At 34.0% G+C, this 13,739-nt stretch carries 16 protein-coding genes; 12 read left to right on the forward strand and 4 right to left on the reverse strand.

Annotated features, from left to right (window positions below; all coding sequences use genetic code 11):
- The 10 genes from FY049_RS19245 to FY049_RS19290 all read left to right on the forward strand — a co-directional run.
- A partial coding sequence (locus FY049_RS19245) for a DUF2345 domain-containing protein (RefSeq protein ID WP_446084178.1) occupies window positions 1-1,435 on the forward strand: 1,435 nt, incomplete at its 5' end.
- Window position 1,436: 1 nt separating this feature from the next.
- A complete protein-coding gene (locus FY049_RS19250; protein ID WP_171527291.1) occupies window positions 1,437-1,985 on the forward strand; it encodes a DUF4123 domain-containing protein in 549 nt (182 codons plus the stop codon).
- On the forward strand, window positions 1,985-2,590 hold the full coding sequence (locus FY049_RS19255) for a hypothetical protein (RefSeq protein ID WP_446084179.1): 606 nt from the start codon (window positions 1,985-1,987) through the stop codon (window positions 2,588-2,590). Before FY049_RS19250 ends, FY049_RS19255 begins: the two co-directional genes overlap by 1 nt.
- Before the next feature lies 1 nt (window position 2,591).
- Window positions 2,592-4,040, forward strand: coding sequence for a M12 family metallo-peptidase (locus FY049_RS19260; protein ID WP_446084180.1), 1,449 nt, complete (start codon window positions 2,592-2,594; stop codon window positions 4,038-4,040).
- A gap of 7 nt (window positions 4,041-4,047) precedes the next feature.
- Entirely contained in the window at window positions 4,048-4,725 is a 678-nt protein-coding gene (locus FY049_RS19265; RefSeq protein WP_446084181.1) for a hypothetical protein, read from the forward strand.
- Window positions 4,726-4,790: 65 nt separating this feature from the next.
- On the forward strand, window positions 4,791-5,498 hold the full coding sequence (locus FY049_RS19270; protein ID WP_446084182.1) for a hypothetical protein: 708 nt from the start codon (window positions 4,791-4,793) through the stop codon (window positions 5,496-5,498).
- Window positions 5,476-6,186 carry a hypothetical protein gene (locus tag FY049_RS19275; RefSeq protein ID WP_446084183.1) on the forward strand — a complete coding sequence of 237 codons (711 nt, stop codon included), beginning with the start codon at window positions 5,476-5,478 and terminating at the stop codon, window positions 6,184-6,186. The genes FY049_RS19270 and FY049_RS19275 overlap by 23 nt, the downstream gene beginning before the upstream one ends.
- A 45-nt stretch (window positions 6,187-6,231) precedes the next feature.
- The gene (locus FY049_RS19280; RefSeq protein ID WP_446084184.1) at window positions 6,232-6,915 is read left to right on the forward strand and encodes a hypothetical protein; all 684 of its coding nucleotides are present in this window, start codon (window positions 6,232-6,234) and stop codon (window positions 6,913-6,915) included.
- Between the two features lie 109 nt (window positions 6,916-7,024).
- Window positions 7,025-7,732: a hypothetical protein gene (locus FY049_RS19285; protein WP_419306363.1), complete on the forward strand. Its 708-nt coding sequence runs from the start codon at window positions 7,025-7,027 to the stop codon at window positions 7,730-7,732.
- Between the two features lie 284 nt (window positions 7,733-8,016).
- Window positions 8,017-8,376 carry an SseB family protein gene (locus FY049_RS19290; RefSeq protein WP_224964275.1) on the forward strand — a complete coding sequence of 120 codons (360 nt, stop codon included), beginning with the start codon at window positions 8,017-8,019 and terminating at the stop codon, window positions 8,374-8,376.
- Here FY049_RS19290 and FY049_RS19295 read toward each other — a convergent pair.
- The 3 genes from FY049_RS19295 to FY049_RS19305 all read right to left on the reverse strand — a co-directional run bounded on the left by FY049_RS19295 (window position 8,373) and on the right by FY049_RS19305 (window position 10,691).
- Complete coding sequence (locus FY049_RS19295; protein WP_178283385.1) at window positions 8,373-9,308, reverse strand: tRNA dihydrouridine synthase; 936 nt, start codon at window positions 9,306-9,308, stop codon at window positions 8,373-8,375. The genes FY049_RS19290 and FY049_RS19295 overlap by 4 nt on opposite strands.
- An 86-nt stretch (window positions 9,309-9,394) precedes the next feature.
- Window positions 9,395-9,829, reverse strand: a complete 435-nt coding sequence (locus FY049_RS19300; protein ID WP_234624258.1) for a DUF6334 family protein — start codon at window positions 9,827-9,829, stop codon at window positions 9,395-9,397.
- A 52-nt stretch (window positions 9,830-9,881) separates the two neighbouring features.
- Window positions 9,882-10,691, reverse strand: coding sequence for a cytochrome C assembly family protein (locus FY049_RS19305; protein WP_004724062.1), 810 nt, complete (start codon window positions 10,689-10,691; stop codon window positions 9,882-9,884).
- Window positions 10,692-10,835: 144 nt separating this feature from the next.
- Between FY049_RS19305 and ffh the strand changes: the two genes are divergently transcribed.
- Both ffh and FY049_RS19315 read left to right on the forward strand, forming a co-directional pair.
- Window positions 10,836-12,242: a signal recognition particle protein gene (gene ffh / locus FY049_RS19310; protein WP_446084185.1), complete on the forward strand. Its 1,407-nt coding sequence runs from the start codon at window positions 10,836-10,838 to the stop codon at window positions 12,240-12,242.
- 136 nt (window positions 12,243-12,378) lie between these two features.
- Window positions 12,379-12,984 (forward strand): RBBP9/YdeN family alpha/beta hydrolase, encoded by a 606-nt coding sequence (locus tag FY049_RS19315; RefSeq protein WP_224964272.1) that lies wholly within the window; start codon window positions 12,379-12,381, stop codon window positions 12,982-12,984.
- A 7-nt stretch (window positions 12,985-12,991) separates the two neighbouring features.
- Here the strand turns inward: FY049_RS19315 and FY049_RS19320 are convergent, their stop codons facing one another.
- Window positions 12,992-13,663 carry a toxin-antitoxin system YwqK family antitoxin gene (locus tag FY049_RS19320; RefSeq protein WP_446084186.1) on the reverse strand — a complete coding sequence of 224 codons (672 nt, stop codon included), beginning with the start codon at window positions 13,661-13,663 and terminating at the stop codon, window positions 12,992-12,994.
- Window positions 13,664-13,739 lie beyond the last annotated feature (76 nt).

Raw genomic sequence — 13,739 nt, forward strand, 5'->3', positions numbered from 1 at the left:
AAGCAATTGGGTAAACGAAAATAAAGCAGATTCAAATAACCTAGAGCGCCAAGCCAATCAATTGGTGTTACAACGCCGTAATATCACCACTGTTCCTGAATATCATCCACTACAACACCGTCCAAGTACCCATCCACAACGAGCCAAAGTGGTTGGGCCAAGTGGAGAAGAAATCCATGTGGATGAATGGGGACGTATTAAAGTTCGCTTCCTGTTTACTCGCAATGAAGATCACAGTCATGATGGTGGTGCAGGGAGCAATGACAACGACACTGATTCCGCTTGGGTGGATGTACTGACCCCGTGGGCAGGTGAAGGCTATGGTGCGCGGTTCTTGCCGAGGATCGGTGAGATTGTCGTGATAGATTTCTTTGATGGCAATATTGACCGACCATTTGTGGTGGGGCGGATCCATGAAGCGCAACGAAGTCCAACTAAATTTGATGACAAAGGCCAATTGCCTGATACCAAAAAATTAGCAGGGATCAAAAGTCGAGAAGTTAAAGGCAGTGGCTATGGCCAGCTTAGATTTGACGATACCACAGAGCAAATTAGCAGCCAGCTACAAAGTAGTCACGGTGCGAGTCAACTTAACCTAGGTAATCTGAGTCATCCTAAAGAAACTGATACCAGTGAAGGACGAGGCGAAGGCTTTGAACTAAGAACAGACCAATGGGGAGCGTTACGAGCTGGGCAAGGTCTATTGCTGAGTACCTATGCTCAAGACTCAGCTTCAGGTAATCATCTTGATGCAACAGCCGCGAAAAGTCAGTTAGAAAGTAGTCTAAATAATTCCAAGGCCCTAAGTGAAATTGCCAAGAATCAGCAAACTGATCCACTGGATGTATTGGAAAATCTCAAGCAATTTCTTGATCAAATCGAAAAAGGTGAAAAAGACAAAGCGGATGCATTTAAACAAGCTTTGATGATTTTAGCTGCACCGAATTCAATCGCATTGGCAAGCAATGAAGACTTACATCTTTCTGCGGATAAACAAATCAGTTATACCGCAGGTGACAGTATCAACCTGAGTACGCAAAAGAATTTAGTTGCACATGCACAATCAAAGATCAGTCTTTTTGCGGCACAAGAAGGTGCAAGACTTTTTGCTGGGAAAGGTAAGGTTGAGATCCAAGCACAAGGTGATGGTGCGGATTTGATTGCACGTAAAGGTATTCAAATCATTTCGACTGAAGAGATGATTGAGCTCAAGAGTCTCAAAGAAATTATTATCACCTCTGGTGGCTCTCAATTAAAAATTAATGGTTCAGGTGTATTTGTGACCACGGCTGCTAAGTTCGAAGTGAAGGCAGGGCAACATAGTTTTATTGGTGGAGCAAAAGTCGATTATTCACTTCCATCATTCTATGAAAATATCTGTAAGCCTTGTTTGTTGGATGCAGCAAAGTTTGGAATGGCATTTGTTGATAAATAAAATGAAAAGAAAAATTGTTCCATTTAAAAATATAAAAAGCTGTATCGAAGATGATCAACATGATTTGAACATGTATTTAATCTTGGATGCGGCGCAAGTTTCAGATCAAACTTTGCACTTTATCAATACATGGCGAAATGACGCAAGGCTCGAGTTTTATTCATTATTTTCAGGTACAACGGAGGGCAATGCACCTTTTGAAGTTGCCCCTGTACTTGTCTTAATCAATGATTTAGAGGTGCTCGAAGAAGAAGGGTTTAGCTTTATTCATCAAACATGGAAAGATGAACAGGCTTTAAATCTGGTATGCAGTTCATTGGATTTGACTCAGTTTGTTAAAAAGATGAAACGCTATCTCACAGTAGAATTTCCTGATGGTACACAAAAATTATTTAGATGGTTTGATCCAAGAAATGTTAAAAAAATTCATAAAATACTGACAGATCAACAAGAAGATGAGTTTTTTGAGGGTATTACAAAATGGGTCATTTCAATTCGAAATTATCAGGATGTAGATTCTAATCAATTAATGGTATTGGAGAATGCATAATGCTCATACTCAGCCAAGAAAAATTATATGAATTAGATGTTGAGCAAAATAAAGAATTTTTATATGACCTTGTCTATGAAATTATAAAAGAAAACTCAGCCCTTAAACTGAATGGGCAATTTGATCAGCTATTAGAACCTGTCCAAAGCCTGATCAATCTATATATTGAAAAAGGCATCAATCAAATTTATACACTCAAATATATGGTGAAGAGCCATGTTTATTTGGGAATAGATTATGCAAATGATCCGCAATATCTTTGGCTCCAAAATGAAATGCAGCATTACAATATTGCGGAGCAAGTATCTTATGTGGATGCTTTTTATACACTTTTGGAAAGCTATAAAAGTGTGGTTTTAGGGCATGATTTTAAATTTGTTTTTAAAGCAATTGAGCAGTTAAATCAGAGTTTTAGTCATTCCAATCTTCAAGAAAATCTTTCAATTATTTATCCAGAAAAAATAGAGTTTTTAAAACAAAAAGATTTATTGGGTTCACTTCAAGAAAATTATTCCAATGATATCCAATCATATAAAGAGTATGTATTGGGAAAAGAATTTCATCATAACGTTTTTATAAAAAATTTGATTAATTTGGAGGTTTAAGATGGGTGTTGGTGGTGCAAGTCCTGCAGCGGGTGCTTCATGTGCAACGTGTTTAAGGAAGTTTACGGTTCATTTTCGGAGACCTTATAATCTTGGACGAGCAACAAAGAGATATAACGGTGAATTCGGTTTTGATTGGCTAAGAGATGAATATATTTATCCAATACAAAAGATTGATGAAAATAGAAAAATTGTATTAGTTGATGACAGTAATAAAGCGATTCAAAAATTAAAAAAAATATACACAGAGAATATGGTGAAAATAGCACCATGGGGAAAGGAATATATACCAGCATACTTGGCAATATTTGCCACAAATGTGAAAGATAAAAATGCAAGTACATCAATTAATAAAAATGGAGCATTGCTCGATTTAGAAATTCATCAAGTTGCTGGAGATGATGAGATTCCTTTACAAGATGATGGTACAAAAATAATATTTGAAACAAATGAAAAATGTATAAAAATATCTACATCAACTGGTAATGAAAAAAGTAATCGTTTGGAGTTACCACTTTCAAATTTTTTAAAGAGCCGACAGAGCGTTGATTTAGTTAATAATAAAAGGTCGTATTATGATAACCAAGGCTCAATCCGAATAATTTGTGATGGCGCAACAACAAAGGGAGCTTTAGTTACAGTTAAAGCAAAAAAAAGTACAGCGATAGAGGTTGTTGGGCAGTTGTATATATTTCCAAATGATAAAGTGCCATTAGCAAAAATTTGTTTTGTCGATGTTAGCTTTAACCAAAATAAAGTACTGAGACCTAAAAAGACTGGGCTTGAATATAGCTTGAAATACCAATCTTTTAATCAAGCATTAATTAGGCCTAAAATCGTAAGGGATACAATATTCAACATAAAAGATATGTTAGATAGAAATAAGACTTGGGATTTAGAAGAGTTTTATAATAAATATTATGTAAATCAACCTAAAAACAGCTTAGGTAATAGTATAATTAGTAATATACATGATAATGATTTTAAACATGACTTAATCTTTTTATTTCAAAAATATGCAAAAGTTAATGGCTTAATAAATTCAGATTCAAATGATGTTACATATGTTTTTTTTACAAATACACAATGCTCTTATACAAGAAATGGTCAAGCCTACAATAGGAAAGGGAGTGCAATTTATGCTCCTGAAGCTGGGTCTAATGGAGAAAAAGTTTGGGGGAACTCAGTTGTTATTTATCATCATGGAGCAACTGAATTAGAGACTGTAGTTCATGAAATAGTTCATAGCTTTGGATTATCCCATGTATTCCAAAATGGGAAAGATATACCATATTGTTTTCATCAAGGGTTTACGGATAATTTTATGGATTATGAATTTACAGGTGAAAAGAAATCACAAGACTCCTCCTATAAAGGTAACCAAATAGCATTATTTAGAGATCAATGGTTAAAAATGAGAAAAGATAGAAGTTTGGATTATAAAGGATAAAGATATTATGAAATTATTGGTTTTATTTGTAGCAATTTTGAGTATGTCTGCGTGTTCATTTGATTCAAATAAGGATAATTGTAATATAAAAAATAGTGAAAATTCAGATGTTGAAAATAGTTATGATGTTAGAGTTGGAAAAAATATTTCTAACTTTGTAGATGAAAATAGAATTTTTTTAAATTATGCTCAAAAAGAAATAATTAACAGATATAAAAAATTAAATAGCAATTACATGGTTTTAAAGGTTTTAGATAAACTTCCTGCTGAAATAGGGTTTGCAGATGGTACTGTCGGTAATAATGTTGAAGAAAATAAGCATTATATGTCTAATCTAGATACACATATAAACTTTAAGACAAATTACATATTTTTTAAAAGTACGAATTATGTACCTTACGATGATAAAATTTTCAATACTATTGCTAAAATGTTGGGTGATCAAATTTATGTGATCAATGGAAATAAAGTAGATTATAAAGATTTAGATAAAAATATTAATCTTTTTATTAAAAGGCTCGAGTGCAGCACTTCGTCACAAGAAGAAGTGCTAGAGTGGAATGTAAATGATATTCATATTATTTTAGAAGCATCAGGAAATAAAAATGAAAAACTAACAAGTCTTTTTTTTACAGTTTATTTTACAAAGAAAACGGATAAAAAATATGAAACATCAATATATTAGTTTTTATATCTATAATATTGAAAATTATATAAAAATTTTATACCTTTGATAAGGCTTAATGAGTTATGAGGAAAATTTTAACTATTTTTATATATTCTTTTTTTCTATTTGCATGTGCTCCTAATGAGCCATTAGATCATCTATGTCAGATAAATAAAAAAACTAAAAAAAGCGATACTCAAAGTGACTTAAAGGACATATCGAGAGATATTAATTTATTTGTTGTTAATCATGATTTGTATTTGGACTATAATTTTAAAAAAATATATAGCAAATATAAGGAAATGAATTCAACTTATTTGAAGTTAAAAGTTATAGATCGATTATCAGCTACTCAAGGTTTTGATAATGGAATAGTTCACAATGAAAATTTTGAAGATAATTATCATCATATGTCTACATTAGAAGTACGAACTACAGGACAAGGTCCAAATACAAATTATTATGCTAGTGATAATTTCGTTCCATTTGATGAAAATATCCATAAAAATATCTATCAATCAATTTCTGATCAAATTTTCTTAATAAATTCAGCAGCTTTAGATAAAAGTAGTCTTGATAACTTCATAGAAAATTTTTTAACTAAAGGACGATGTCAAGGTGGAGATCAGTACGGAAAGGTTATTACTGAAAAGAATTTTAATGGTGTACATATTATCTTGGAATCTGAACCTGAATGGTTTGTAGGGAAAGGCCAAGTCAATAGTTTTGCTTATACTGTATACTATACAAAAATGACAGATAAAAATTATGAAAAATCATTATATTATTAAACTTAAAATAATAATTTTGATATGCTTTTTTATAACGTCCTATAGTTTTGGTAGTAGTATTGAAGATCATACAAATTATTATATTTTTAAAAATAATAGTGAACCTCTAATAGCCCCAGAAGTGGATTTTAGTAAAAATGCCCCTGTGAATCAGCTTAAATTGGAAGCTATTTCTATTGATTTTTATAGAATTAAAAATGAAATTTTAAAATCAGGATACATTGAGCATAAGGAAAATGCTCCCTTGAGTAAGAAACGTTATGAAATTGAACCAAATTCATATGGTATAAATAAGATCTTCTTTTTTGGTCGTGGTGACGAACTACCTGAAATCTCATCTACAATATATTCAACTGGAGAGAATCTTAAGTCTCAACGTAAAATAGTAATCTATTTAGGTCATGATTATGATGAAGTTACTGGAAGATATAAGAAAATTAATTTGGATCCAGAAGTTCCAATGATCTTTACAAATATTTTAGGATTGAATGAAAAATATTTAATGGATGTTTACGAAAAACTATTGCATGAGCACATAACAGATATTGAGAATAGAGTACATAAGTATGGAGAATTTTTAGTCACAAATAGAATTAAAGTTTCAGGTTTTTGGTTTGAATTTAATACTGATCAAACAAATAATTATACTACCTTTTATATTTATAAGAGTAATGGTGTTATTAAATAAGATGTTGATAGTAAATATTTTTATATGCTAAGAGATAGTGTTGTTATGAAATATTTCATTTTTGTTATGGCTTTAATGCATCTATCAGCTTGCTCATTTGATTCAACTGAGGATAGTTGTAGTTTAAATAATAGTGAAAATATAAAAAATGAAAATGGCTATGATGTTCGAGTAGCTAGAGATATATCATCATTTGTTGAAAATAATAAAATTTATTTAAATTATGATCAAAATGAAATTATTAAAAGATATTTTGAGTTAAATAGTTATTGTTTAGTATTGAAAGTTATAGATAGTATTTCTCCTGAAAAAGGTTTTAGTGATGGTACTATTAATAATAATGTGAAGAAGAATTTTGATTACATTTCCCGTCTTTCAGCTAATAGTAATTTAAAAGGTAATCATATATTTTTTAGTAGTGATAACTATGTTCCTTATAGTGAGCAATTAGAAGAAAAAATTGTATCTATGGTTAAAGATCAGATTTATGTGGTAAGTGGTGATAAAGTGGGTGGGGAAGATTTGAATAGTAAAGTTAGTACTTTTATAAAAAAACTAAAATGTAGTAATTCAAATGAGCCTGAAGTGGAAGAATGGAATGTAAATGATATGCACATTGTTTTGGAAGCTGATGGAAAAAAAATTAAAAATAGGAAATATAATAGTTTGAATTTTTTTATTTATTTTACAAAGAAAACGGATAAAAAATATGAAACATCAATATATTAGTTTTCTGTTTAAGCTATCTTGGAATCTGACCAGAATGGTTTGCAGAGAAGGGTCAAGTCAATAGCTGTGCTTATACTGTATACTATACCAAAAATGACAGATAAAAATTATGAAAAATCATTATATTATTAAACTTAAAAGCGTATTTCTGATATGTTTTTCTATGACATCCTATAGTTTTGGAGCGAATGTAGAAAATCGAATTTTTAATTTTGAAGATAAAGAAATATCAGCGTTATCTTCTGAAATAAATTACTCCAGATTTGCACCAGTAAACCAGCTTAATTTAAAAGCAATGCCTGTAGATTTAGATGAAATAATAAAGAACCTTGAAAAAAAAGGTTATATCAATAGGGATACAGTCTCGAATAGTAAACGCTATGAAGTGCTATCCTATGGCTTGACGACCAAGAAAATTTATTTTTTTAATAATAACAGTCAAACACCTGATTTCTTTTCTGAGATTTATGCAACGAACTCTAAATTTAATCAACTCAAAAGTATTCGTCTAGGGTTAAGTATTGAATACAATGGGAAAAGATTTAAAAAAATGAATACAGATCCGATTGTTCCCACAAGTTTTATTTCTGCTTTAAATGTGATTGATGAGAGGAAAGCAAAAGAGGTGTATGTTTCACTCATGAAGCAACATATTTTAAATATAAAAAATAATGTGAATGAGTATTGTGAATTTTTAGTGACGACGAGAGCAAATGTTAAGGATTATTGGTTAGAATTAAATACTGAACTCACAAAGAATAATACTTATTTCAATATTTACCAAAGCAAAGGAATTCCTCAAAAATGCAATTTGTGAAATTCTTTGTTTGGATTTTTTTGCTTAGTCCCTTTTCCGGCATCCTGTGGTGATTATAGAAAAACTAATAGTGATGGTGATTTCGTATCCCCTCAGCAGTAGATGCTTTATGAATATAGTTTCCTAAACGAGATTAAAGCTTTTATAATAATCTAAATTCAATAACTTAAATCTTGATAATTTAAAATTCGAAGCTTTAGGATATCCAATTTAGCACTCAGGTCAATTCCATATCTACTGTGAATAAGCTATATTAATGGCACCAAAAATAGACAATCAACAACATGCAAAATTTACAACAACTCTTTATCAACACCCAAGAAAATTACGAATTGATCCCTGATTTTATCGATCTACTTTTAGCATCGGATATTTATTGTTTGGGAACACAAGATCAGCATAAAAAAATTCAATTCCGTATTTTAGAAACACCAGAAGGTGATCAAGCAATACCATTCTTCATAGAGCTAGAAACCATTCAAAATGATATTGGAGTCGATGCCCAATATATCACTTTAAATACACGGCAGTTTTTTGAAATGACTCAGGGGGCAACATTGGTATTGAATCCAACTTCTGAATTATCAAAAGAATTTCAACCTGAAGAAATTAAAGCAATTTTAGAGATTGATGAAGCAATTTAAAAATGTGCAGGATTCAATTTCTCCAGCACTTCATCAATTTTTTTTAACCGTTTGATTTCATCCCATAAGGCTTTGGCTTCGGGGTAATGCTTAGACATCATCCCAATCCATTGTTTATAACGGCCGACCATGTTCAGCTCTTTTTTATATGGGCCATTTAAAAAACGAATTTGTAAATTTAATAGTTCAGACCAAGTGATAAGTGGTTCATCCGTATTTTTACGAATACATTGTGTGAGATCTGGTGTAGTCACAGCACCACGACCAATCATCAAATCTTGGCAGCCTGATTCAAGTTGGCATTGCTTCGCATCAGCATTGGTCCAGATTTCACCATTGGCAATCACATTGATCTTGAGTGCTTCACGAATCGGCTGTAGCTGATCCCAAAATGCTGGAGGGGTGTACCCATCAGCTTTGGTCCGAGCATGGACAGTGACCCAAGCTGCGCCAGCATCTTCAATGGCATGCGCATTTTCAAGGGTAAAATTTCGATCCATATAACCTAAACGCATTTTTGCAGATACAGGGATGTGTTTGGGTACTGCATCACGTACAGCCTTGACCAACTCATGTACAACTTCAGGCTCATCGAGAAGTACTGAACCACCTCTATGACGGTTTACTGTTTTAGCAGGGCAACCAAAATTCATATCGATTGCTGGAGCGCCTAACTCAGCAGCGCGTACCGCATTGGCCGCGAGCATTTCAGGATTATTTCCTAAAAATTGTACATGTACTGGTGTGCCAGCAGCTGTCTTGCCTTGATTGTTTAATTCTGGACAATAGCTATGGTAAACATGGTCAGGTAAGACCGAATCCGTTACACGGATAAACTCAGTCACGCACCAGTCAAAGCTACCGACATGTGTGAGAACGTCACGCATGATAGGGTCGGTTAAGCCTTCCATTGGGGCGAGTATAAGTTTCAATGTGATTTTACCTAAGAGTTAAAAACAGGTGCGTTATACTTTTTTTTGAAAGGGTTGTCTATAAAAATTAAAGCAATAATGCCTAGCTAACCTAAAAAACATTGATCTATTGCATTATGTTCAAATCGATATTTTATACCCGATAAAGAAAACAATGTTAAAACACCATAAAAATTATTATTTTTTAGTGATTTATGGTCGTAAATAGAAAATTTCACCCCATCAGTATATCCTCTTTCATTCACTATTGCATATACAGTTCCGATCGCAAAATTATTTAAATGAAAGGTAAAATTATGCTTAATGGTATCATTTTTATGGATAATAAATTCTGGCAGTATTTGAACTTCAATTTCATCCGTGTCAGCATTTGTATGAAATAACCAATAAACTAAATTTACTTTTATAATAACTTGAGGAAAAAGAAATGAAGAGTTTGAATGTTGAATAATATGGAAATCATTGATGACCCTTTCTTCTTCTAGATTTTTTAGATAGTCAAAAAAAGAGCTGATTTCCATAGTTTTATCTTAATTCGTAATATGTACTAGTCGTTTAATAACTGATTTTTTATCACCGATGCAAAATCATTTCCAAAACAAATTTAGAGCCAATAAAGCCAACCGCCAATAAAAAGAATCCAATCATGGTAAAGCGAATGGCTTTTTGACCACGCCAGCCAAACTTATAGTGACCAATTAACAACGCACCGTAAACAAACCAAGACACAATACTAAACACGGTCTTATGTGCTAGGTGCTGTGCAAAGAAGTCATCAATGGTAAAGAAACCAAAACATAGGGCGACAGTTAATAGAACAAAACCAGTAATGAGCATATCAAAAAGTAAGGATTCCATGGCTTGATATGACGGTAAGAAGTTGACCCAAATACGTTTTTTTTGTTTCTTTTTGAGTTCGCGGTTTTGAAACCAAATCAAAACGGCTTGTATGGTTGCCATGAGTAAAACGGCATAAGCAGATAAAGACAGAATGATATGGATGTCTAAACCGATAGAATGCTGTTCAATAAATTGATCTGGTTTACTAAAACAAAAACCGAGAATCAAACCAAAGGCGGCAACAGGAATTCCAATCAAATTTAGTGAAAGAACAGGACGATAGGTACTATAAAGCATACTTAGAACCAACATTAACGCAGAGGTAAAAGACATCAAGTTAAAGACATCGTAATTAATCCCTAGTGGTGTAAGTATGTCGTTATGCAGTACACTTGCATGTAATATCAGCCCTAAACCTGACATGATGCCAATAAACCAAGGGTTTGCGGAACGTTTAGCCATTAAGTGCATGAACAAATACCAAAATGAAGAGGTATAGGCAATTAATGCTAAAATCGTATAAACCAAGGGTAGGCTAATCATGTCAAACCTTTTTCAGGATGATGAATATTCATGTTATAAGATATAAATTCCATGTGAACTACAGTATCCTATAGCATCTTGAGCATAAATTTTCTATTTTAAGAAAGATTTTTTTGCTACTAGCTATTTTAAGCGGATTTTGCAATGTTTGATACCTTAACAGAACGACTCACGCAGAGTCTCAGAAATGTTACTGGCTCTGGGCAGCTAACCGAAGATAATATTAAAGATACCTTACGTGAAGTGCGTATGGCACTTCTTGAAGCCGATGTTGCTTTGCCTGTAACTCGTGAGTTTATTGCGAAAGTTAAGGAAGAAGCATTGGGTCAAGAAGTCATGACTCAGCTTTCACCAGGTCAAGCTTTCGTTAAAATTGTGTATGACGAACTCACCAAAATGATGGGTGAGGCAAACGAAAGCCTAGATTTAGCTGCAAAACCACCTGTTGTGATTCTTCTCGCAGGTTTACAAGGTGCTGGTAAAACCACGACAGCGGCAAAACTTGGACGTTTCTTAAAAGAGCGTCAAAAGAAAAAAGTGGCGATGGTTTCTGCCGATGTTTACCGTCCAGCTGCGATCAAGCAACTTCAAACAGTTGCTGCTGAAGTGGGTGTTGATTTTATTGAATCGGACGCTTCTGAAGATCCGATTAAAATTGCACAACGTGCAATTGGTCAAGCCAAAATTAACTTTAACGATGTTTTGATTGTCGATACGGCAGGTCGTTTGCATGTCGATGATGACATGATGGACGAAATTAAAGCATTACACGCTGCAATTGGCCCAATAGAAACCCTATTTGTCGTTGATGCAATGACAGGTCAGGATGCGGCAAATACCGCTAAAGCCTTTAATGATGCATTACCATTAACGGGTGTTATCCTCACCAAAACCGATGGTGATGCACGTGGTGGTGCGGCGCTTTCGGTACGTGCGATTACTGGTAAGCCAATTAAATTCTTAGGTATGGGTGAAAAACTCGATGCCTTAGAGCCATTCCATCCTGAGCGTGTTGCACAACGTATCTTAGGTATGGGTGACGTACTTTCTTTAGTCGAAGAAGTTGAACGTAAAATCGACAAAGAAAAAGCCGAAAAAATGGCGAAAAAATTGCAAAAAGGCGGGAGCTTCAACTTTGAAGACATGCTGATGCAATTTGAACAGATGAACAAAATGGGCGGTATGATGGGCTTCTTGGATAAGTTGCCAGGCATGAGCAATTCAGGCATTCAAGATGCGATTGCACAAGCAAATCCTGAAAAGCAAGTGAAAAAGATGGAAGCGATTATTCAATCGATGACCATTAAAGAACGTCGTAACCCAGACTTAATGAATCCGAGCCGTAAAAAGCGTATTGCAGCAGGCTGTGGTATGGATGTGGTTGAAGTCAATAAACTGATCAAACAACATGCACAAATGGCGAAAATGATGAAGAAATTTGCCAATCCATCGGGTATGGCAAAAATGATGCGCTCATTGGGTGGAATGCAAAAACAGTTTGGCGGTGGCGGCGGTATGGGGCCATTGTTTGGTAATAACGATAAAAAATAAGTCTCATTTTTTTTATAAAAAGCGCCTTAGGGCGCTTTTTTGTTAAATAAAAATAACATACTTTTGTTGGCTGTTTAGATATTCTGAGCCCATTATTTGAATATGATTTAAACAATAATTGATAAGAAGTTTATTTATGAAAAAAGTATTTATCGTACACGGTTATAAAGGCTCCCCTGAACATCATTGGTATCCGTGGCTAAAGCAACAAGTATTGTCTACAGGGCATGCATGTGAAGTGATTGATCTAGCACATCCAGAGCAGCCCCAATATGAGCTGTGGAAGCATAATATTACGCAGCAAATTAAGTCTCTCAATGAAGATACCATCATTGTGGCACATGGCTTAGGAGGTATTGCCAGTCTAGATTTTCTTTCGAGTGAATTATTGGGGCGAAAATTAGCTGCTTTGTTTTTGGTTGCGGGATTCAGTAAAAACTTAGCCGTTTTACCTGAACTTAACTTATTTTTACAACACGCTCGGGTCGATGATGCGCTGCTCAGAATGAATATTCTGAATCGCTTTATCTTTTTCTCCAACAATGATCCTTTTGTGCCAGCGCCTGTCAGTATTCAATTGGGTTATTCGCTGAATTCACAAATGATTGAGGTGAAAGGTGCAGGGCATTTTATGGCAACAGAGGGCTATACCAGCTTAACTGTACTTTGGGAAAAGTTAGCAGTTCTATTACAACCTGAATCCCAAGCTGGTACTCAGGCTGCATATTCGATTTTATCGTGATGTGGTTTTATTGATTGAGCTTTTGATAAAGCTCGTCAAGAATCTCCTGAGCGCGTTGCTCATCTTGAATCAAATTGCCTTGTTGATCCCAAACTTTACTGTCTAGAATCGAATAATCTTCACTTGGGCTTAATTTTAGTTCTGCTGCAGGTTTGCCATCTTCATACCATACCTTTTGAACGATGGGCTGATCATCTGAATATTCTTCCTGTAGCCCAAGTTGACCATTTGAATAGTACGTTTCAGTTTTTCCAACTAATCTCTGGTCTTGGCTGGTCGATTTAAAGCTGACTTTTCCATTTTCAAAATAGCCCACAACTTCACCGTCGACATATTTACTATCAAAGCTATTTAAGCCTTGAGGGGCTTTAATCCAAAAGGGATCAGATTGTTTTTTACGACTATTTTGATAGAAGTCCTGAACTAAGAAACGGCCATCTTTATCACGACCTAATAATTTTCTGAAATATCCATTTTCTACGGGTGTGAGTGAATAACCCTGATCCATGATTAAACCGCACTCAAAGGCTTCTTCACTTGCATCTGGAGCAAAGTAAGCAATAACGGGTTCAGTTGTTGCCATGGTTGTTGAAGATGAGTGCGTAGTTTGTAAACTGGTACACCCCACCATTGTGAAGCTCATTAAACAGGCACTAAGCAGTAAGGGTATCGTTTTCATAATGATTGCTCTTTTATCGTGTTTATGGTTGTATTTATTAAAAATGGAAGATTGCTGATCTTCCATTAAATTGTAT

Source organism: Acinetobacter sp. 1125_18A (genome assembly GCF_052824985.1).